20 protein-coding genes, 1 tRNA gene and 1 pseudogene are annotated in these 20,719 nt (G+C 61.6%); 10 read left to right on the top strand and 12 right to left on the bottom strand.

Translation table 11 applies throughout. From position 1 onward, the window contains the following. Nucleotides 1-193 precede the first annotated feature (193 nt). The 3 genes from BRA42_RS12985 to BRA42_RS12995 form a co-directional block, all read right to left on the bottom strand. Nucleotides 194-1,873: a hypothetical protein gene (locus tag BRA42_RS12985; protein ID WP_292409269.1), complete on the bottom strand. Its 1,680-nt coding sequence runs from the start codon at nucleotides 1,871-1,873 to the stop codon at nucleotides 194-196. After that, on the bottom strand, nucleotides 1,870-2,577 hold the full coding sequence (locus BRA42_RS12990) for a hypothetical protein (RefSeq protein ID WP_292409268.1): 708 nt from the start codon (nucleotides 2,575-2,577) through the stop codon (nucleotides 1,870-1,872). Before BRA42_RS12990 ends, BRA42_RS12985 begins: the two co-directional genes overlap by 4 nt. A 370-nt stretch (nucleotides 2,578-2,947) precedes the next feature. After that, nucleotides 2,948-3,928 (bottom strand): quinone oxidoreductase family protein, encoded by a 981-nt coding sequence (locus BRA42_RS12995; RefSeq protein WP_292409266.1) that lies wholly within the window; start codon nucleotides 3,926-3,928, stop codon nucleotides 2,948-2,950. A gap of 110 nt (nucleotides 3,929-4,038) precedes the next feature. Here BRA42_RS12995 and rsgA point away from each other — a divergent pair, with 110 nt between their 5' ends. Further along, nucleotides 4,039-5,133, top strand: a complete 1,095-nt coding sequence (gene rsgA / locus BRA42_RS13000; protein ID WP_292409265.1) for a ribosome small subunit-dependent GTPase A — start codon at nucleotides 4,039-4,041, stop codon at nucleotides 5,131-5,133. 103 nt (nucleotides 5,134-5,236) lie between these two features. Here the strand turns inward: rsgA and BRA42_RS13005 are convergent, their stop codons facing one another. Continuing rightward, a complete protein-coding gene (locus tag BRA42_RS13005) occupies nucleotides 5,237-5,986 on the bottom strand; it encodes a class I SAM-dependent methyltransferase (RefSeq protein ID WP_292409264.1) in 750 nt (249 codons plus the stop codon). Nucleotides 5,987-6,123: 137 nt separating this feature from the next. On the opposite strand from BRA42_RS13005, the pseudogene BRA42_RS13010 reads away from it, so the two are divergent. Next, a pseudogene (locus BRA42_RS13010) lies at nucleotides 6,124-7,317 on the top strand (M24 family metallopeptidase). 67 nt (nucleotides 7,318-7,384) lie between these two features. Here the strand turns inward: BRA42_RS13010 and BRA42_RS13015 are convergent. Then, on the bottom strand, nucleotides 7,385-8,248 hold the full coding sequence (locus BRA42_RS13015; protein WP_342770663.1) for an alpha/beta hydrolase: 864 nt from the start codon (nucleotides 8,246-8,248) through the stop codon (nucleotides 7,385-7,387). Nucleotides 8,249-8,385: 137 nt separating this feature from the next. Here BRA42_RS13015 and BRA42_RS13020 point away from each other — a divergent pair, with 137 nt between their 5' ends. Then, the gene (locus BRA42_RS13020) at nucleotides 8,386-9,231 is read left to right on the top strand and encodes a hypothetical protein (RefSeq protein ID WP_292409258.1); all 846 of its coding nucleotides are present in this window, start codon (nucleotides 8,386-8,388) and stop codon (nucleotides 9,229-9,231) included. A gap of 280 nt (nucleotides 9,232-9,511) precedes the next feature. Further along, nucleotides 9,512-11,632 carry a catalase gene (locus tag BRA42_RS13025; RefSeq protein ID WP_342770664.1) on the top strand — a complete coding sequence of 707 codons (2,121 nt, stop codon included), beginning with the start codon at nucleotides 9,512-9,514 and terminating at the stop codon, nucleotides 11,630-11,632. An 89-nt stretch (nucleotides 11,633-11,721) separates the two neighbouring features. On the opposite strand, the gene BRA42_RS13030 is transcribed toward BRA42_RS13025, so the two are convergent. The 3 genes from BRA42_RS13030 to BRA42_RS13040 form a co-directional block, all read right to left on the bottom strand. After that, nucleotides 11,722-12,171: a DUF3887 domain-containing protein gene (locus BRA42_RS13030; protein ID WP_292409255.1), complete on the bottom strand. Its 450-nt coding sequence runs from the start codon at nucleotides 12,169-12,171 to the stop codon at nucleotides 11,722-11,724. Between the two features lie 74 nt (nucleotides 12,172-12,245). Further along, the gene (locus BRA42_RS13035) at nucleotides 12,246-12,629 is read right to left on the bottom strand and encodes a hypothetical protein (RefSeq protein ID WP_292409252.1); all 384 of its coding nucleotides are present in this window, start codon (nucleotides 12,627-12,629) and stop codon (nucleotides 12,246-12,248) included. Between the two features lie 383 nt (nucleotides 12,630-13,012). Then, on the bottom strand, nucleotides 13,013-13,402 hold the full coding sequence (locus BRA42_RS13040; protein ID WP_292409250.1) for an ArsR/SmtB family transcription factor: 390 nt from the start codon (nucleotides 13,400-13,402) through the stop codon (nucleotides 13,013-13,015). Between the two features lie 391 nt (nucleotides 13,403-13,793). Here BRA42_RS13040 and arsB point away from each other — a divergent pair, with 391 nt between their 5' ends. From arsB to BRA42_RS13060, 4 genes are all read left to right on the top strand, one after another. Beyond that, the gene (gene arsB, locus BRA42_RS13045) at nucleotides 13,794-14,906 is read left to right on the top strand and encodes an ACR3 family arsenite efflux transporter (protein WP_342771042.1); all 1,113 of its coding nucleotides are present in this window, start codon (nucleotides 13,794-13,796) and stop codon (nucleotides 14,904-14,906) included. Nucleotides 14,907-14,990: 84 nt separating this feature from the next. Beyond that, a complete protein-coding gene (locus BRA42_RS13050) occupies nucleotides 14,991-15,293 on the top strand; it encodes a DUF2703 domain-containing protein (RefSeq protein WP_342771043.1) in 303 nt (100 codons plus the stop codon). Between the two features lie 123 nt (nucleotides 15,294-15,416). Beyond that, a complete protein-coding gene (locus tag BRA42_RS13055) occupies nucleotides 15,417-15,698 on the top strand; it encodes a hypothetical protein (protein ID WP_342771046.1) in 282 nt (93 codons plus the stop codon). 179 nt (nucleotides 15,699-15,877) lie between these two features. After that, on the top strand, nucleotides 15,878-16,036 hold the full coding sequence (locus tag BRA42_RS13060; protein WP_292409244.1) for a hypothetical protein: 159 nt from the start codon (nucleotides 15,878-15,880) through the stop codon (nucleotides 16,034-16,036). 306 nt (nucleotides 16,037-16,342) lie between these two features. Here BRA42_RS13060 and BRA42_RS13065 read toward each other — a convergent pair. Further along, nucleotides 16,343-16,427 (bottom strand) — tRNA-Leu (locus BRA42_RS13065). A 180-nt stretch (nucleotides 16,428-16,607) separates the two neighbouring features. On the opposite strand from BRA42_RS13065, the gene BRA42_RS13070 reads away from it, so the two are divergent. Together BRA42_RS13070 and BRA42_RS13075 are read left to right on the top strand one after the other, a co-directional pair. Further along, nucleotides 16,608-16,889, top strand: a complete 282-nt coding sequence (locus tag BRA42_RS13070; protein WP_292409242.1) for a hypothetical protein — start codon at nucleotides 16,608-16,610, stop codon at nucleotides 16,887-16,889. A gap of 4 nt (nucleotides 16,890-16,893) precedes the next feature. Continuing rightward, a complete protein-coding gene (locus BRA42_RS13075; protein ID WP_342685932.1) occupies nucleotides 16,894-17,550 on the top strand; it encodes a hypothetical protein in 657 nt (218 codons plus the stop codon). A 99-nt stretch (nucleotides 17,551-17,649) separates the two neighbouring features. Here the strand turns inward: BRA42_RS13075 and BRA42_RS13080 are convergent, their stop codons facing one another. From BRA42_RS13080 to BRA42_RS13090, 3 genes are all read right to left on the bottom strand, one after another. Then, a complete protein-coding gene (locus tag BRA42_RS13080; protein ID WP_292409237.1) occupies nucleotides 17,650-19,389 on the bottom strand; it encodes a DUF2070 family protein in 1,740 nt (579 codons plus the stop codon). A gap of 83 nt (nucleotides 19,390-19,472) precedes the next feature. Beyond that, a complete protein-coding gene (locus BRA42_RS13085; protein WP_292409235.1) occupies nucleotides 19,473-20,363 on the bottom strand; it encodes a carbohydrate kinase family protein in 891 nt (296 codons plus the stop codon). Continuing rightward, nucleotides 20,360-20,698, bottom strand: a complete 339-nt coding sequence (locus BRA42_RS13090) for a DUF555 domain-containing protein (protein WP_292409233.1) — start codon at nucleotides 20,696-20,698, stop codon at nucleotides 20,360-20,362. The genes BRA42_RS13085 and BRA42_RS13090 overlap by 4 nt, the downstream gene beginning before the upstream one ends. Nucleotides 20,699-20,719: the final 21 nt, after the last annotated feature.

The raw sequence follows: 20,719 nt of genomic DNA on the forward strand, positions 1-20,719 counted from the left end.
ATGCACCCGCCGTTCCGCCGGGTGCACCTCGAAACCCTTCGGGTTTCTCCCGCTCCGGCTGCTCTACGGCCCGCAAGGATTCGCCGTGCCGATGCCGAGTCCGCTTGCATCACCGGCCTTGGGTGCCGGAGACGTCGATCCTGTTCTTGAGGACCGGAACGGTGCCCGGCTCTTCCGTCTCGGAGACTGTATACTATCGGATCCCGTGCTGTTGCCTGGCCCGAGATCCGTTGAGCTGGCGCAATTTCTCACGGACCTCTTCGATGAGGGGCAGAAGCGCATAGTCGATACAGGAATCCTCAACCCAGAGGGGAGATGCACCGACCAGGGCGATGTAAGTGTCGGCCGTGGCAAACGCTGTTTCAACCCAGTCTTCAGATCGGAGCACGATCTTCCGTGCATCCATACCCGGCTCGTATATGTTGTCGAGCGAGAACAGGACCGTATCTCCGTCACCGGGAGCGAGGATTATGGTCCGCGGGCCCGGGGTAGTCAGGTCGAACACATACGCCTTTCCTTCAAGGTAATTCTTGATGCTGAAGAAGAGCCCCACCACAAACAGGGTCGCGACGAGGGGGCTGTCGCAGTCGATGCCCTCGAACAACACCTGCCCGTCAACCGAGGGAGAGAACCTGAACAAAGGACGTTCCGGCGTTTCACCTTCAAGGAGGGTGACCCCGAACGAGATACGGGACACGCCCCCTTCCGGAGGAGGAGAGAGAAAACGGCGGTATGCACGCCAGGCGCAATCCACCAGAGCATCGTAGTCGAGGAGCTGCCCGTCGCCCGGTCGAACGTCCCGGCGGCGGCAGCACCGCATCAGTTCGTTCCGGCGGTCGGCAAGTATCCGGGGGTATGGGGTCCTGCTCAGATGAGGGTGGACCTCAAGCGCCTGCCGGAGGTACCGGTCTACCGTATCGATTACAGCCTTCATATAATCCTCTGTCCTCACCGCCATCGCCGGTATGACGACGGTATCCGATTCCAGCGCCGAGATCTTCAGTAGGTCGCGGCTGCAGGGCTCAAGAACGAGACGGGGTCCGGAGGAAGAGCAGGGCCGGATGACGACGGTCTCCCCATCGAGCAGTTCAAGGCCCGACTGAGTGAACACTCCTAGAAGAGAGGGAAGGGATGCTTCTCTGAAATGAGGGCCATGGCTGCCGGCCTCTCCCGGGAACGTGTAGTTTTCGCCGATCTTCAGGGAAAATGAACCTCGCTGATTGAGCCAGGCACGCCAAGGGGCGCTCTCAACATCCTGCCATAACTGATTCCACCAGGATCTTTCCCGTGAGGGATCCGCCCGGTACCTCTGCACGGAAATATCCTCGTCGATGAAGAACTCGAGAGTGAACGGTGTTACGGTCTCCTCCCCGGATGCGTCCTTCGTATCGGTATCCGGCAGGGAGGCGTTCGGTCCACGATCCAGCTCATGAATCTCTTTGAGATCCGTGCGAGCCGTCCGGACGTAGACATAGTCTCCTTCACGAAACTCTGCCGGGTCCTTCTTCGAGAGATCGACCTCGATCGTGCCGGTACCGAAGTCCACGAGGCCGTGGCGCCGTTCATAGGTGCCGTGACGCGCGGTCCAGCTCATGACGATGACGCCCCAGACCTCGAGCGAAGAGGAACTGCCGGGCAGAACCCGTTGAACCTGTTCCGGCACCCTCTCGACGACCTTGCTTATACCCCCGGAGATCTCGATCGCCGCTTTTTTCCAGAGCAGCGAGAGCGGACTGTCCCGATAGTCATTAAACAGCTCGAGCCCGGCGCCGTCCTGCATCTCCACCGTAACCCATGCGCCGTAGGGTTTGCCCATATAGAGAGCATCGGGCTCGATCTTCAGAACCCTGCCCCTGAGCGGATTCGGGATCACCGGTCCCGACCCCGCCGAGGAGAAAGAGCGCCCTGCATCCAGAGAACCCCCTGGATGTCGTCGCCCACGCGGGGCACGTAGCCGCCCGTCACGTACTCGGCCGCGTACAGGGCGATATCGATGTCGCGGCGGTATTCGCCGTCTTCGTCCCGCAACCGACAGAGCGGAACGATAAGGCGGTAAAAGGTTTTTCCGCAGAAACGAACCCTCTCCACATCTTTTACGGGAGAATAAAAGGCAAAATCGTCGATATCCCCCTCCGGCAGAGGGACGTAGGCGGCCATGTTCCGGGTAACGACCTCTCTTCCGCCCCGGTCGGCGATTGTACGCGGTTCGGCCCTGTACAGCACGTAAACGAAGGCCGCCAGGGCGAACGGGTAGGTATCGCCCGTCCGATATGCCCCTGCATTCCGGTAGTAGCGCACGTCGAAGAATCTCATGACGGCATCGTCGAGCGAGCCGACTATCTGCCCTTCGATCCCGTTTGCCCATTCTTCGACACCGTGCAGCCTCACCTCGTGGACGACGCCGTCCACGGCCACAGGGTATCCCGTGGAGATCGTTCGATCGACGGTGACGGCGCATGCAGTGAGGCGATCGGATTCCGGGATGTATGCGGAGATCTCGCGTCCGTTCGACTCACGGGTCTCGGGCGTCGCCGCTTCGTTTACCGCCCATGCGAGTATCCGGCGGACCTCTTCCATGGATCGCGTGACGCAACCCCAATGGTTCCCGTGGCCTCCCGGTTTCTTACCGCCACTGTTCGTCAAACCCATCGGATGACCCTCCTTTCAGGAGTTGGTTTAGGTATACACAGAGAGTTACTCCGCGCCGGATAACTCTTTCCTTTCTCTTGTTCGACCGAACGCTCCAGGATATGAAAAACCAACCCCGGTTTTCAGATGTCCCGGTCTCCGCCGCCTTTGACGCCGATCTCGGTGAGGTCATGATCGCGGCGGTCAGGTGTTGTTTTACGCCGATCGGTCCCTCCAGGGCGCCATCGGCGGCAGGTCGCCTGCTGTACGGAAGATCGAGCACATAGCGCGGGCCTGTCGGGTGCTCAAGGATGAGGCATTACTTCGGTCGGATCACCCGGAGCGCGATCTTCCCGGGATGGTGGAGATCAAGATACCGGTGAGCGTCGGCCGCACGATCCAGGGGAAACACCCGGTCGATATGAGGTTTTACGGCACCGGACTCGATAAAAGAGCCAAGTCTCCGTATAATGTCCGGCCCGGGCTCTGCATTATACCCGTTGATCCTGACGTCCGGCCGGGGTTGCGGTTCCGGGTGGATACCGTTGGGGAAGACGACCCTTCCGCCGCTGCGGACGCAGGAAACGACCTCTCCGGCCCCCTCACCGCCCGCGGTGAGCAGGGCGGCGTCGAGCTCTCCAAACCCGAACGAACGTATCGCGGATGAGATCTTGTCCCTTCGTCCGTCTATAACGCAATCGATACCGAGCCTCTTCACCAGAGCGACACCGTCTCTCCCGGATGCGACCGCGAAGACCCGCGCTCCCATCTGCCGTGCAAGTTGTACCGCCACGTGCCCGACGCCCCCGCTTGCTCCGAAGACCGCCACCGACTCGCCCCGCCCGAGGTTCAGCACATCGGCAAGCCCGCGCAGCGCCGTGATACCGGCACCCGATATAACGCTTGCCTGCTCTGCCGTCAGATCTTCCGGGGTGAGCGAGACGTAGCCTGCATCGACTGCAGCGAACTCCGCGTAGAAGCCGCCCTTCGGGTTCAGGAATTCCGGGGCGTAGACATGGTCGTCAGTCTTGAAGCGGGATACCCCCTCGCCGACTGAGGCGATACTGCCAGCGCCTTCCGATCCTAAGACATACGGAAACCGGGTCTCGATCCCGAGCATCCGGGCGTATCCTCCCTCACGCTCAAACGGGTCCCATGCGCCGACACTGGCATACTCCACCCGGATTAAGACCTCTCCGGGGGCGATCTCGGGTATGGGGACCTCCTGCACCACAAGTTCTTCGGGGCCTCCGAACCTGTTGATCACGGCGGCCTGCATTGTTTCTCCGGCCTGTTTCATCGTCGCTCTCCCTGTGAGTTAGGGACAGTCGCCCATAAAGGCGACGGCGGCCGACAACCGCGACCGCAAAGCACTTGTCGCTTCGCATGCCACCCAATTTATGGTTTTTTATGAGCCAATCCACTTCCCGGTGCAAAGAACAGCATCCCTGTACGCTTGAAGACCTCGGCTGGACAAAAGAGCACGATGCGGCGTTCTCGAAGTACGCCGGCCCGTATCTCGCCGGCCGCGTGGCCTGCCGGCAGAAGACCGTATGGGACGTGCTCGTCGACGGCGGGTCCGTCACGGCCGGGGTCTCCGGAGCATTGCGAAAAATCGGCCGCTTTCCCGCAGTGGGGGATTTTGTCGTACTGCTGAACCAGCCGGAGGCCGGAACCTCGATGATCGTCGATATCCTCCCGCAGAAAACCCGGTTTGCACGGGGAACGCCGGGACGCGAAGGCGCCGACCAGGTCATCGCGGCGAATATCGATACGGTCTTCATCGTCACGGCCGCCGGCCGAGACCTTAACGCCCGCCGGATCGAACGTTTTCTCGCGATCACCCACGCATCCGGCGCCTGCCCGGTGGTCGTCATCAACAAATCCGATCTCGCGGACGATCCCGTAGCGCTCGCCGACGAGATCACCTCGATCTCGCCCGGCATACCGGTCATCCCGATCAGCGCTGTGAGTGGGGAAGGCGTCGATCGGCTCGATCCGTACCTGTCGCCACGAACAACGATCGCCCTCATCGGCTCGTCGGGTGTCGGCAAATCCACCCTGATCAACCGGCTCGTGGGCCGGCCGGTGCAGGCGACCTCGCATACCCGCGACTATGACGATAGAGGGCGGCACACCACGACCGTCCGCCAGCTCTTCGTCCTCGCCGGCGGGGCGCTCATGATCGACAACCCCGGTCTGCGGGAGGTCGGTATCGGTACGGCATCCGCCGGTATCGCCGATACGTTCCCCGACATTCTCGAACTCGCGGAGGGCTGCAGGTTCTCGGACTGCCGGCACGAAGAGGAGCCGGGCTGTGCAGTGCAGGCGGCCGTCGCGGACGGAACCCTCTCAGCGTCACGGCTGAATAGTTTCCACCGGCTGATGCGGGAACTCGCATTCGAACGGGACAAAGAGGAGATCGGGCTTGTCCGGCTTGAAAAGAAGCGCTGGAAAGAAATTGGAAAAATTGCAAGGGATTTTGCGAAGACAAAGGGGAGGTAGCGGCCGTCCGGTTCAGCACCGCGGCTGCAAACCGACCCCCGGCATCTCCCGGAGGGGGAAAGGAGGGCCCATCGGATGAAAAACCGCCTCCCGGGCAGCAAGGTCAGCCGTTCTTCCGCAGGATGAAGAACTCGTAGCCGTACTCGTCGGCATGCTCCCGGTAGACGGCGGCCTCCCGTTCGGCGAACTCAATTTGCGCCTTCGCTTCGGGATTGCCGGCGACTTTCGGCCGCAGGTCTTCTATCCGCGTGTGGACCGGCACATAGTAATTCTCCCACCACGCGGACTTCGGGAGCGGGAAGGTCGCGACGACCTCATAGCCGGCATCTTCGGCGATCGCGCAGGTCTCCCGGACCGTTTTTATCGCCGGGTAGCAGTCGTTCCAGAACGCCGCCGCCTCCGGCGAGGGGGTTTCGGTGAACCAAACAGATTCGGTGAGGCAGAGGTAGCCGCCCGGCCGGAGGAGCCGCTTCCACGAGGCGAGCCCCTTCTCGAACCCCACGACAAAGATCGAGCCCTCCGCCCAGAGGACGTCGAACGTTGCATCGGGAAATGGCAGGTCGTCCATCGAGGCCCGGAGGGGGACGATCCGGCCGCCCACCCCGGCCGATGCCGCGCTCCGGGCGAGGTCGTCGAGGAACGGCTGGTGGACGTCGACGGCGGTAATGTGGCAGCCCGGGCAGATCCGGGCCAGCTCGACGGTCTGCATCCCGGCCCCGCACCCGATGTCCAGGATCTCCGGCCGGGCGGGAAGGTCGGCAAGCATCGAGAAGGCCTTCCGGGTGCATGCGTTGCTCCCCGGCCCCTGGCGGGGCAGGTTCTCGTGCAGGGTAAAAACGAAAGGAGTGTCCATGGGAGTAGTGCGCGGTTCGGCTTTATAACCCATGTGGTCGGCATTGCCTCCGGTCGGCGGGAGAGGAACGGGACGGCCCCGACTGCCGGAACCCGCATCCCGCCAGAGCCAAATACCATCGCCGCCCAACCATAGGTATGGACCAGCGAACCCCCGCCTCCGAACTCCGCGACCGCATGGAGCGGTTTCGAGATCGCATGGGCGCGGAGAACCCCACATGGGAACTTGCCGCAATCTTTGGCAGGGTGAACCAGTTCTACCTCACCGGAACTATGCAGGACGGGGTGCTCCTCATCCCCCGCGACGGAGAGGCGGTGCTCCGGGTGCGCCGGAGTTTCGAGCGGGCATTGGACGAGTCCTTCTTCTCCGATATCCGGCCGATGAAGAGTTTTCGCGATGCGGCATGCGGGATGGGCGCCTGCCCGGAAACGGTCCATGTAGATACGGAGGTGGTGCCCCTCGCGCTGCTCGAACGCTTCCGGAAGTATTTCCCCTTCAGGGAGGCGGGATCGCTCGATACGCAGGCAGCGGCAGTCCGGGCAAAGAAGAGCGCCTACGAACTCGCGATCATGGAGCGGGCAGGCAAAATCCACCGGCACGCACTGGAGGACTGCGTCCCCGGAATGCTCTGGGAGGGGATGAGCGAGGCCGAACTCGGGGGCGAAGTCTTCTCTCTCATGGTCCGGGAGGGGCACCATGGCATAGCCCGGTTCGGGCGGTTCGGGACGGAGATGGTGCTCGGACAACTCGGCTTCGGGGAGAACTCTCTCTACCCGACCAGCTTCGACGGACCGGGCGGATGTTACGGAGCGGCTCCCGGTGCACCGGTCCTCGGCAGCATGGGTCGGACGCTTAAATCCGGCGACCTGGTCTTCGTCGACTGCGCATGCGGGGTGCAGGGCTACCACACCGACAAGACGGTGACGTATATGTTCGGGCGATCGCTTCCCGATGAGGCGATAGAGGCCCATCACCGGTGCGTGGAGATCTAGGACGAAGCGGCTTCGATGCTGCGGCCGGGGACCGCACCCTCGGAGATCTACGAAGCGATACTCGACGGTTTAAACCCGAAATTTCTGGAAGACTTCATGGGGTTCGGCGACCGGCAGGCACAGTTCCTGGGCCACGGCGTCGGCCTCTGCGTGGACGAGACACCCGTGATCGCGCGGGGCTTCGACGAACCGCTCGAGGAGGGGCTGGTGTTCGCCCTCGAACCCAAGAAGGGAGTCCGGGGTGTCGGGATGGTCGGGATCGAGAATACCTTCGTGGTCGCCCGCGGGGGCGGCAGGTGCATCACTGGAACGAATGCCGGCCTGATCCCGGTGTACTGAGGCGGGAGAGCGGACCCTTCCGCGGGTCGCGCCCTCCGCCTCCCGGTCCCGGAAGTTCGTTCCTCTCCTACGCGGGAGGTCCGGCAACCGGCTGGACCTGCTGCTCAAGGAAGTCCAGCACCTCGCGGTTGACGATCTCCGCGTGGGTCCAGGTGATCCCGTGCGGCCCGCCCTCGATCACCACCAGGCGACTTCCCTCGATCAGTTCATGGGTGCGTCTGCCAGATATGGCGAAGGGCACGATACGATCCGCATCGCCGTGAATCACCAGGACCGGAACGTCGATGCTCGCAAGATCGTTCCGGAAATCGGTCAACCACGCCGAGACACAGTCGAGTGTGCCCCGGGGAGAGGCGGCCGCTGCGACGTTCCAGCTGAGGCGGACGACCTCGTCGCTGACACGGACGCCCCCGAAGGTATCGACGTTATAGAAGTCCGAGAGGAACCCGGAGAGGAAGGCCGGACGGTCGGCGGCGATGCTCTCCATGAACCCGTCGAAGACGCTGCCTTCGATACCTTCGGGGTTGTCGGATGTCTTCAGGAGGAACGGCGGGATCGCGGATATGAAGACGGCCCGTTCCACGCGCTCGCTCCCGTAGGTGCCGAGATAGCGGGCGACCTCTCCGCCGCCCATCGAGAACCCGACGAGCGTGGCGTCGGTTAGGTCGAGTTCCGTCATGAGTTTATGCAGGTCCCCGGCCAGGGTATCGTAGTCGTAGCCATAGGTCGGTTTCGCGGAGTTGCCGAACCCTCTGCGGTCGTAGACGATGACGCGGTAGCCTGAATCAAGCAGCACCGAGACCTGCTTCTCCCAGGATTTGCTGGAGAGCGGCCAGCCGTGGATCAGGACGACCGGCTTACCCGTGCCGTGGTCCTCATAATAGAGGTCGATGGTGCCCGAGTTTTCTTTATCAACGGTGATATAGGACATAATGATACCTCCTCTTCCGCGGGGTCCCGGGACGTATCACTATAAATAGTTGTGGTCCGGTTCCCGGAACAAATCGCAGAAGGGTTCGCTGAGAACAGAAAACCTAATATCTGCAACAGTCTAAGGCCTGATTAGCAATGGGGAATCGATCGGACCTTTTCAGGACGGCACTCATCATAGCAGGTATCCTCGCGGTGATCCTCTTCGTATTCATAGCGCTGACCGCAGTAACTCTAGGCCAATCCTCGGCGGAGAGTTTCAGGTCGACGTATCACTACGGCCTGACGATCTCGACATCCGGCCCTCTCGACGATGTGGTCCTCCTGATCCCCCTTCCTTCCTATTACAACCGAGATACCGGTACAAACGTCACACCCTTCGATCTCTCCCGTGCAAATCTCAGAAACTTCGACAGGAGCAATATATCGGTGAGGATCGAGAACGTCAGCGGGATTCCCATGCTGAACATCTCGGCCGGGCGGCTCGATCCCGTCTATAAAAACCGCGTCCAACCCATCGGGATCATGCCGGGGCAGAACGAATCGGATCTCCCGCGACCGACCCACGTCTACTCCAACAGGTACTCGGAAGAGACGCCAGTGCTCGTCGAGATGGAACTCTCTATGCCTACTACCGAGTCGGGTCACGAGATCGAGACCCGGAGGCCGATAGGAGCCGAGCCCCTCTTCATGCCTTACCGGGTCGTCGGTGCCCTGAATGCCTCCGGCGAACCCATCGATGGTTATTACGTGAGCCCCGGGTCCTCCGGCTACGTCGTCGAGGTCCCGTTCATCCTCTCGTTTGACGCCGGGGATGAGAACGTCCTCACCATCTCGGCGGACTTCCTGGGGACAAACCAGTGGTGGATTCTCGGCTGGCAGTCGAACTCGTACAGCGAGAGGGTGGGCCACGAGTTCAGGGGTCCCTGCAACGGCACCTACCCGGTAAAAGGCATCCTCATCACCGGTAAGGGCGTCTACTGACCCTCTGCAAGAGCCCCGGGCGGTCCGGACCGCGCTGCGAGGAACGTTCAGTACGGCGGCGGCCATGATCGGTAACGTCTGAATAAATTTGCCCTTTTTCTTAATCTACCGCTTTTGCAGAGATATTCATGGAGAAGAGCGGTTCTGGACATCAATCTCTGGCGTGCAGTTACTTTTATGATGACCGACCGGAATGTGGGGATACTCCCAAGCCGGGGATCAGCATGGTAGAGCACAATTGCAGGCCCCGGTCGGGGCGACAGAGATGCGGGTGAAGGATATGGATACGAGGCGAAAGATAAATGAGAAGAGCAAGCAGGAGCAGCTCGACAGGGTCCACCCGGACCCGGAACGCGAGTACCTGACGACGAATCAGGGAGTCCGGGTCAGCCATACCGACGATGCGCTGAAGGTGGGGGAGCGGGGGCCGACGCTCCTTGAAGATTTCCACTTCCGCGAAAAGCTGACGCACTTCGACCACGAGCGGATTCCAGAGCGGATCGTCCATGCCCGCGGTTCGGGCGCTCACGGCTACTTCCAGGTCTACGAACCGATGACCGAGTACACGCGGGCGGCGTTCCTCCAGGACCCGAAGAAAAAGACCCCGGTCTTCGTCCGGTTCTCGACCGTCGTCGGGTTCCGGGGGTCTGCCGATACGGTCAGAGATGTCCGGGGGTTTGCAGTGAAGTTTTACACGGAGGAAGGGAACTACGACATCGTCGGCAACAATATGCCGATCTTCTTCATCGTGGACGCCATCAAGTTTCCCGATCTCATTCACGCGATCAAGCCGGAGCAGCACCACCAGATGCCGCAGGCCTCCTCCGCCCACGATACCTTCTGGGATTTTGCGGGGAGTCTCCCGGAGATCACGCACATGCTCATGTGGGTCCTCTCGGACCGTGCGATCCCGCGAAGTTACCGCATGATGCAGGGCTTCGGGGTCAACACTTTCCGGTTCGTCAATGCCGAAGGGAAGGCGCGGTTCGTCAAGTTCCACTGGCGGCCGCTGCTCGGCATCCACTCGCTCGCCTGGGACGAAGCGCAGAAACTGGCCGGAAAGGACCCGGACTTCAACCGCCGCGACCTCTGGGAGGCGATCGAGATGGGAGACTACCCGGAGTACGAGTTCGGGGTGCAGATGATCGAGGAGGAGGACGAGCACAACTTCGACTTCGATATCCTGGATGCGACGAAGATCTGGCCCGAAGAGGAGGTAGCGATCCGGTGGATCGGAAAGATGACCCTGAACCGGAACCCGGACAACTTCTTCGCGGAGACCGAGCAGATCGCTTTCTGCCCGGCGAACGTCGTGCCGGGGATTGACCTCTCGAACGACCCGCTCCTGCAGGGCCGGCTCTTCTCGTACCTCGATACCCAGTTGATCCGCCTCGGAGGCCCGAACTTCCAGGAGATCCCGATCAACCGTCCGCTCTCGCCGGTCGCGAACAACCAGCGGGAGGGCTACCACCGGACGACGATCGACCAGGGCCGGGTCAGTTACTTCCCGAACGCACTCGGGGAAAACAAACCCCGTCCGGCTCCGGCGGAAGAGGGCGGCTACGTCCACTACCAGGAGAAGATAGAGGGAAGGAAGATCCGCGCACGCAGCGAGAAGTTCAACGACCATTTCAGCCAGGCGAAACTCTTCTGGAACAGCATGTCGGAGGTGGAAAAGGAGCATATCGTCAAGGCTTTCCACTTCGAGCTCGGGAAGGTCTCCGATACAGGGGTCCGGTCGCGGGTGGTGGACCTTATCAACAACGTCGACGGCGACCTTGCGATACGGGTTGCGCAGGGGATCGGGGTGCCTCCCCCGGCACGGAAGGGGGCGCCCTCCGGGACGAAGAAGTCCCCGAATCTCAGCCAGGAGACGACCGTCATGGACACCATCAAGAGCAGGAGGGTTGCGATCCTCGCCATGGAGGGGTATAACCGCGACGAGGTGGTGCAGGTGGAGCAGGCGCTGAAGGACGCCGGGGCTCATCCGGAGATCGTCTCAGAGTTCTACGGCAGGGTCAGGTCTGCCGACGGTAAAGAGATGGAGGTGGACAGGAGTTACGCCACCACCGGTTCCATCGTCTACGACGCCGTGTATATCCCGGGCGGGAGACACGCGGAGACCCTGAAAAACCAGAGTTACGCGATCCACTTCGTCAACGAGGCCTTCAAACACGGTAAGCCTATCGGGGCGATTGGTGAGGGCATCGAACTTTTGAAGGCGTCGGCCATCAAGGGAGTGGCCTTTGCCGATACCTCCGGAGGGGAAGCCCTGGCCGAGATGGGGGTTGTGACCTGCGGGAGTCAGGGGAGTGTTGAATCCTTCATCGACCAGTTCAAGACGGCCATTGCCCGGCACCGCCACTGGGACCGGGAGAGGATGGAGCAGGTGCCCGCCTGATGGGGGGTCGCCTGTAACAGAGAGCCGGGGAGAGCCTCCCCGGAGATTCTTTTTAGCTCCGGGCCGACTGATCTGCTCGCATAGGGCTCTCAGCCGCGCAGCATCGGGGAAGTGAACCAGAGCCCGGAGAGCCGGTGCGACTCGTCATCCTTCCGGAAGACGAACCGGAGGTCCACTCCGTCCTCCCTCTCGAACGCCGCCTTGTAGGTCACGGTGATGAGCTCGTCGGTCTCCGTAACGACGGGGTCTCTTCTGGAGTCGTAGAGCCCGATCTTCGATGTGATGAATTCGCGGGTCTTTTCAAACGCGGCTTTGTCCATGGCCCGTTTCATCTCATCGTCGAAATCGCGGGAGTAGATCGTGTAGTTGCCGTCGTTGAGGCCGGAAAGGAGGTTGTCGGCGATCGGGTCCGCGTATGCAAGCACCTGTGCCCTCCTCTCGTCGGAGACGACGGTCTCCTGGCTCATGCAGCCGGATGCAGAGACGGCGAGAAGGAGCACCAGAGCGGCGAGAACCGATACCTGAGGATAATTCATCATAGAGGGTCGAATCGGGAGATGATGAATGTATCCTTCCCATGAAGTCAGTGGAAAAAGTTGTTCTCTGTCTTACCTCACTGCACCGCCCGCTTCTCCTCCACCGGAGGGTTCTTGATCGTAACCGTAAGCGGCTGCGTATTCTTGCCGCGAACCTCCACGGCATACGTACCCGGCGCCGGGAACTTGTGTGCGAAGAACGTATACGTCTGCTGGCCGCCGCCCGCAAGGTCCTGCTTTTTCTCGGCCAGCTTGCCGTTGATCCACAACTCCGCCGTAAAGAACGTATCCCAGTTCGAGGACGGGACGCCTTCGTTGTCGAACCAGTAGCCGATACTCACCGAGACGTTCGGAAAGAAATACGGATTGCCGTTCTCGTCACGACCGCCGCCGGTGCTTCCGCTGACCGTGGGGTATGCTTCTACGGACTTTATTGCTGCAGGTCGATAGGTTGGTGACATACTACCAAAATTATAAAAATAATATAATAAATTTCCCCTCACCCCTATTGACCCCGGCCGATGCAATGTTTACGAGGCGGGGAAGGTCGTCTACCGTTTGTTGGGAACGCAGGCGACTATCCGGGGGTACTACGGTTCGAGAGGGAAAGGAGTGCGATAGTGATCCCTGCTTTTGGAAAGGGTTAACTTTTAGACAGTTTCTTTGCGGCGTATCCTCTCTTCCCACACAGGGGAGAGGTGGAATCGCGAAGCGTTGTAAAGAGCATGGTATCACTCACGGTATCATCCCCGACGGGAGGAGGGGTGGCCATATTGACGTTGCCTCTACACAGGTATGGCTGCAGCGATCCGCCGGCGGTCTCGGTCGTTCCACATTCCTTGTGTCAGCCCTCTTGTCGTGGCCCATTGCCCGGGCGTGCAGCCCACATCGCCCCATCCTCGGTGAGCCGGTAGATGATCCAGTTCCCCTGCTGGTCGCCGGCGATCAGCCCTGCTGTTTTCAGGACTGAGAGATGGTAGGACAACTTTGAATCTGCTATTGCAAGCACCGCCTTGATGACACAGACGCAGAGCGGCTGCACGGAAAGCATCGCGAGGATCTTGAGGCGGAACGGATCGGCAAGTGCGCGGTGGACGGTGCTCTCCCGTGTGAGCGCCGCATCATCCGGCAACTGCTCTACCAGTCCTGCGATGCCGCCGCTCCGGCAGAGCGACTCCTCGACGTCGGGAGGGAGGGGCAGGGATGCATCCCGGTCTTTCCTGTCTTCTGTCATCGGGATATCACATGTCATTTCAAAATAATACGAAATTGAAATGCCTTAACCTTTTGTTGCTACCCTATGAGGTACGAACCGGTCGTTCGACTGCAGAGAATAAAAGCGTGGACAGTGTAAGTGTCGGTTTCACCGGCGGCAGGGGCCGCACGGATCATTCCGATCCAGGCACTACCGCAAGCTCGTGAATGATCCTCCGCTTCAACTCTTTTTGAAATCAAAATATTTATCGGGTGGTGATGCCCACTGTATTTCAAATAATGTTGAAACACCATAGAGAAGTATCACCATGACGGACGTCGCCAGCAAAAACCAGAAGAAAAGCATCGCCGGAAGGTTCAGAAGACTCCCTGCACCGGAGAGCAGTTGCAGGTGCGGCGGTGAGTGACCGATGGGTACCGTCGACCAGGTACATCCTCCTGCAGCGGGCCCGCGTCTCTCGGTGATCGACCGCTATCTGACGCTCTGGATCGTGATTGCCATGATCGCCGGTGTCGCCGTAGGCTACTTTCTCCCCGGCGTGCCGGAGGTGATCACCGGCTTTTCGATCGGCACCACCTCCATCCCGATCGCGCTCGGGCTGATCCTGATGATGTACCCGCCGCTCGCAAAGGTCCGCTATGAGGAACTCGGCCGGGTCTTCCGCGACACCCGGGTACTCGCCCTCTCCCTCGTCCAGAACTGGATCGTCGGCCCGGTGCTGATGTTCCTCCTCGCGGCGGCGTTCCTCGCAGGGCGGCCCGAGTTCATGTACGGTCTTATCCTGGTGGGCCTCGCCCGGTGCATCGCCATGGTGATCGTCTGGAACGATCTCGCGAGAGGCGACTGCGAGTACTGCGCCGCCATCGTCGGCGTCAACTCGATCTTCCAGGTGCTCTTCTACGCCGTCTACGCCTACGTCTTCATCACCGTCCTCCCGCCGCTCCTTGGTCTCGGGGCCGGAACAGAGGTGCCGATCACCATCACGGGCGTCGCCGTCACGGTCTTTATCTACCTGGGCATCCCGTTCATCGCCGGATTCCTGACCCGGTTCGCGCTCCTCCGGGTGAAGTCGAAGGAGTGGTACCACAAGCGGTTCATCCCGAAGATCTCGCCGATCACCCTGATCGCCCTGCTCCTCACCATCGTGGTGATGTTCTCGACGCAGGGCGGCAACATCGTGGCGCTGCCGTTTGACGTCGTCCGGATTGCCATCCCGCTCACACTTTACTTCCTGATTATGTTCTCCACGAGCTTCTGGATGAGCTGGAAGATCGGAGTCGACTACGGAAAGTCAACATCACTTGCGTTCACCGCCGCGAGCAACAACTTCGAGCTCGCCATCGCCGTCGCCATCGGGGTCTTCGGGATCGGCTCCGGCGTGGCGTTTGCCACCGTCATCGGGCCGCTCATCGAGGTGCCGGTGTTGCTCGCTCTCGTCAACGTCGCCCTCCGGCTCCGCGACCGCTGGTACGGAGGAACAGTCGAAGCATATTGTCCCGCGCCACATGAGGGATTATCATGAAGAACGAACTTATCGTCGAATGGCAATGTCGGAAAAGACATCGAGAACACCTGCGAGCGTTGCGGCGAGACCGGGCGGACGGTGATGGATATCGTCGAGCGGATACGCCCGGTGATCGAGGAAGAGGGCATCACGGTCCAGGTTGTCGAGACCGTCCTCGAAGACGATGCAATAGCAGACTCAAACAGCATCCTCTTCAACGGCAGACCATTTGAGGACTTCATCGAAGGCATGAAGGTTACCAGCACTCCCTGCGCCTCCTGCGCCTGCATCACCGGGCAGGACGACGTCGAGTGCCGTGCGGTCGAGTACGGCGGCGAGCGTTATGAGTCGATCCCGCCGGAACTGATCGCCCGGGCGGTATTGAAGGCGCTCGGGCTGGAGTGAGACCATGAAGAAGAAAGTGCTCTTCGTCTGCACCCACAACGCCGCCCGTTCGCAGATGGCTACCTGAACGCCCGTTACGGCGACCGTTATGAGGTCTTTTCCGCCGGCACCAGGCCCGGAACTCTGAACCCTTATGCGGTCGGGGCGATGGCCGAGATCGGGATCGATATCTCCGGGCACCGCGTCAAAGACATCGCCGAGTTCGATGAGCACGAGATGGATTATCTGGTTACGGTCTGCGAGGGAGGGGTCTGTCCGCTCTTCCCCCGGGCAAAGGAGGAGATACGCCGGGAGTTCCCGGACCCGTCGAAGCTCACCGGCACCGACGAGGAGATCGTGGCCGGTATCCGGCGAATCAGGGAAGAAATCACCGCCTGGATCGACGCGGCGTTCGGGGCGATGTGAATGGTGTTCACCATCGTTGCCTACTCGGGGTCTCGACCGCCGGGAAGCGGCCGCTCAGGCAGGGACAGCGGTCATGTGCCGGTGGCATGGTCGAGATCTGCTCGCGGCCACCCGGCCGACGGCGTCGCTGGGGGCTGTGGTCCGGCACGCAGATCGCGTTCTCGTGCTGGACGGGTGCGGTGACTGCTACGGGAAGAAGGGGGCGCGGGACCGGTGTCGAGCTGCACCTGAACATCATCGCAGCATCCTGCGACAGCGAGAAGAACGGAACGGCCGAGCCCCGGTTCGATGAGATCGAACGTCTGGTCTCCGCTGTGCTTGAGGCGTTCCGGCGATGAACTGCGGTGATGACTGAATCCCGGTTTACCAGTTCGATGATAGTGTTTTCTATTGTGATCCGCGCTTTTTCCTTATGCATCAACTCTATCTCATACGCACAAAGACCTTCTTGACTGGTAGCACCGGGAACCTGTCTCCCCTTGATTCATACTAGATATACGGTGTTTTTTCTGTGCGGTCCTTTCCGATGTGCCCGATAAAGTCAGGCTCTAGTACTCTCTTCAAGAGGGCGCACCCCCACGCATGATCGTACCTCAGGTGGTGAACGTCAAATTTTTTCACTTATCTATAACCCGGGCTTGGAGTGCGAGGGGTGGGATTCGAACCCACGGACCCCTGCGGGAGTGGATCTTAAGTCCACCGCCTTTGGCCGGGCTTGGCTACCCTCGCTCGAAAAATATCCTGTACCTATTATCTATCGCAGGTATTAAGCTCAGCGTCCGGTGAAGACGACCCGGCCGGCCGTTCATTGCACCGAACCCCGGTCAGTGCAGGAGCCAGAAGGTATTTGGGGTATCGTTACGATTTTGCAGGAGAGCATGGGGAGAACCCGGGACAACGGAGGCAACCATGGAGGCGGATCGTAACCCGTACGATAGCAAGCCGGAAATGCCCTGCCGGCACGCCCGGACCGATAAAGACGGCGTGAACTGCCAGGACCGCTGCCGGCTCGTCAATTTCGCGTTCGGGAGCATATCGAAGGGTGCGGTGCTGCTGCTCGTCCAAGCGAAGCAGGCCCCGGTCCAGGGCAGGCTCTGCCAGCCCGAGCAGGGGGCGGCGGACGGCCTTCACCGGACACGAGCCCGAAGAACGCCCGAACACGGCAGCGGCGGACACAAACACGGAGGATAAACCGATGACGGACACCCGGACGCTTCTCTCGGCGCTCTCGTTCGGGCTCGCAGGCGCCTGTTTCTTCGCGTACCCTGCAATCCGGCCCTACACCGACGAAGCGTCCCTCGCCGGCGCCGAAGCATTCGCTTCACCCGCCTGGCTTCTTTCGCATACGCTCGCCATAGTCGGGTTCATCCTGCTCACGCTGGGGCTGCTCGGCCTGTATGGCCGTCTCCGCGGAACGAAGGCCGAAACCTGGGGCATCACGGCGCTTGTCCTGACCTGGATCGGCACCGGACTGATCCTGCCCTACTACGGGGTCGAGACCTTTGCGCTGCACGCCGTGGGCAGGGAAGCGCTCCGGGAGAACAGCGTCGGCCTGTTTGTAACGCTCACGGACTCGATCCGGTTTGGGGAGTGGGTCTGGCTCTTCACGTTCGGTCTCCTCGCTCTTGCAGCCGGCGCCATCCTGTTTGGGATCGCGATCTGGCGGTCGGGTCGCCTCCCCCGGTGGAGCGGTATTCCCCTGGCGCTCGGCTTCGCGCTCTTTCTCCCGCAGTTCTTCACGCCCCCGCCGGTCCGGGTCGCCCACGGGCTGCTCGTCCTCGCCGGGTGCTGGCTCGTGGCGTGGAGCATGGTGAACCACCGGACGGGCGAAGGGGACGCACGCTCCCGGTAACCATCTCCCGTGCGGAGTCAACCTTCCTGGCCTATGAACCGGTAGTTCGTGATGAGCATTGAAGCGCACCGAAAGAAAAATGCCGGGTATCCCGCCGCCCTACTGCAGCACGATGTAGGCAAGGATCGAGAGCAGGAACGCAAGCGCAAGGATCATAAAACTGATCGGGGCGATGAACGCGAGCATCGCGTTGACGGTGCTTGCAAGTTGCGAGACCCGCTGCGACCCGAAGACGACGACCCCCTCGCACGAAGCCGTTGCCGCCCCCACCCGGGCTGGGGCAAGGTCGGCGACCGCCTCCCGGACCGCCTGCTCCACATACGGGACGATCTCCTCCACCGGCACCCGATACCCGACCGGGTTCTTGCCGCTGATGGTATTTACCGTGTGGGTATCGGTGGTCATGACCTCGGCCTCGTCAACGTGGCCGAGCACCACGGAGCGAAGTCTCTCCCGGACGCCCGGGACCATGTTGTTCCCGTCGATCAGGACGTAGGCCGCCCGCTCTCCGCCGACCTCCGTCGCCAGCACCTGCACCCCGAGCGACCCGAACCCCTGCTCGCGGGTGAACGGGACCCGGACATGCGAGACACCGATCGCGAGCGTTTCCATGGGAAGATCCCGGGCAACCCTGAACCCCTCGCGTGCGGCGGCGATGTACTCCGTCGCGATCCGGGTTGCCGGGAGGACCGGAGAACCCACACTGGCCATGCAGTTGTGGGCGTCCACGAAGGCGACCGCCGAGAAGGCGCATCTTCCTTCGGCCATGATCACCGTCCCGATCGAGTAGTCGAGGTCCTCCGTCCGTTCCGGAGAGCGGGTGCTCACCATCAGGAGGGCGTCTCCGAACCGCTGGCAGAGGATTGAGACCGATCCCGACGCGACCCGGACCGGGCGGCTCGCGGAGCCGGAGAAGGTGAGCCTTTCCCGGGACGCCTCAACGGCGCGGGCGATCTTATCGATCTCGCTCTCCGAGACCAGGTTGAAGTCGTGGGTGGCGCAGCCGTGAGCGACCAGCGTCTCCTCGGGAAACGTGTCGTGGAGGATCCGCGGAAGGTTGCCGCCGCCGACGTCGCCCATCGGCCCGGGATGGACGTTCGGGACCGTGAAGAGAGCGTCCTCCCCGGAGTCGCGGGAGAAGAAGAGCGAGACCTGCGGGACGTAGACCTCCTCGCCGATCTCGCGGAAGAAGTCCTCCATCTTCTTTGAGTCGTCGGTCAGGTGGGCGATGAAGGTGTTGAGGAAGTTAAGCCCGCTGATCTGGAACGCCCGCTTCAGCGGCCGCTCGATCAGCCAGATCAGGAAGACAAAGACCAGCCCGAAGACTCCCTGGAGGAGGAGAGCGTAGGGCACGAACCCTGGAGTAAAATACCAGGCCCCGACCGTTATCCCGGCTGCGCTCTGGAGGAACGCGGGAAGGACCATCCGGATGATCCGGTAGTCGGCCACGGCAACGAGGACCAGCAGCCGGAGGCCGAAGACCAGGCCGAGAGCGACCGCATAAAGTGCGGGAAAGACCTCCCTCCCGAAGACCAGGACCGGCGAGAGGCTCAGGATCACGGAGAGAACCGTGCAGGCCAGGGCGAGGAGGGCCGACCGGTTCCAGGTGAGTTGCCCGCCGGAATATCCCACCAGAGGCACGGTCAGCAGGAAGGCGACCAGTGCCGGGACGGAGAACCCGAGGGTCCCGACCAGGAAAAATTCTTGTCCGGCCCGGTAGGTGGCGGCGTCGATGATGAGCCCGAGCACGACGATGAGCGCAAGGGACCTCGGCCAGGACGGGGCGGAGAAGATGTACCGCGTGAGCCGCTCGACACGCACATCGGGACCGGATTCCATCAGGCGCCCCCGGATGCCACTCCCGGACCGGGGGCAGGAGCCGGTGTCATCCCGCCGGCACATTGCACGTTATTCCCCATAATTTAGGTCAGTATTTCTCCGGGCTCGCCAAAGACCTTCCGGTACCGTGCAAGCATCCGGTCCCAGTCCGGAAGGTTCGTCTGGGTGCCCGTCCGCTCGACGACATAGGACGAGACCACCGCCCCTGCACGACAGCAATCGAGCGGGGTGTAGCCCTTCCGGAACGCCGTGAGGAAACCGGCCCGGTAACCGTCGCCGGCGCCCGTGGGGTCGACGGCATCCACCCTGACGGCCGGGACATGGTGCTCCTCGCCGTCCATGCAGAGGACGCTCCCCTCCGCCCCCCGGGTCGTGACCGTCATGGGGACCGACGCAACGAGCGCATCCTGCTCCACCCCGAGCATATCGCACATCCGGTCCATCTCGTGGTTGTTCGAGAAGAGGATGTCGACGTTTGCAAGGATAACCTCGAGTTGCTCGGGGGTGTAGCGAAGGAGGTCCTGGCCCGGGTCGAAGGAGGCGAATTTGCTCTTCCGGGCCACCCGGACGTTGAAGTCGGGGTCGGCCGTCGCCATGTGGACGAAGTCGAGGGCGGGGGCCTCCGCACGGGAGAACGCGGCCGACGCACCCCATTCAAAGAAGGTCTCCTGGTCGCCGGCGTCGTCCGTAAAGACGTATGCGGTTGCGGTGCGGGCATCCCCGACCACGGAGAAGTCCTGCACGATCTCGAGGTCGTGCATCCAATGGTCGTAGTCGCTGCCCGGAAAATCGCCGCCGACCGATGAGATCAGGCGGCACCGCTCCCCGAGCATCGCGATCCCGACCGCGATATTCGCCGCTCCGCCGCCGAAGTAGACGGAATGGGCGGTGATATAGGTCGAGTTGTGCCTTCCGGGGAGTTTCGGCACCCGGAAGAGATGGTCGACGGCGGTATGCCCGACGACGGAGATCATAGTTCCTCCACTTCCTGCACCTTCAGCGGAACGTCGCGCAAAGCCTTGCCGACAACCGACTTTGCTATCCGCGATGCGTGTTCGCCGGATTCCGCACGGAAGACCTTCATCTGAAGGACGAGGCCGACGAGGGCGGTGTTCGCCACCACAAGAGCGGTGTCGAGATCCCCCTCGCAGAGGGGGCAGGCGCTCACCCCGGCCTCGATCTCCACGAACTTTGCCGAAGGATTGAGCCGTTTCCCCGCCTCGCTGATCGCGATGCTCACGGCATCGTCCATCGACCTGACATCTTTAATTATCCACGCTGATTCAAGCGTAACCAAATAATCCGGCATAATCTCTCCGAAATAGGCGTC

This window comes from Methanoculleus sp. UBA374 (assembly GCA_002508705.1).
Lineage (GTDB): Archaea > Halobacteriota > Methanomicrobia > Methanomicrobiales > Methanoculleaceae > Methanoculleus > Methanoculleus palmolei.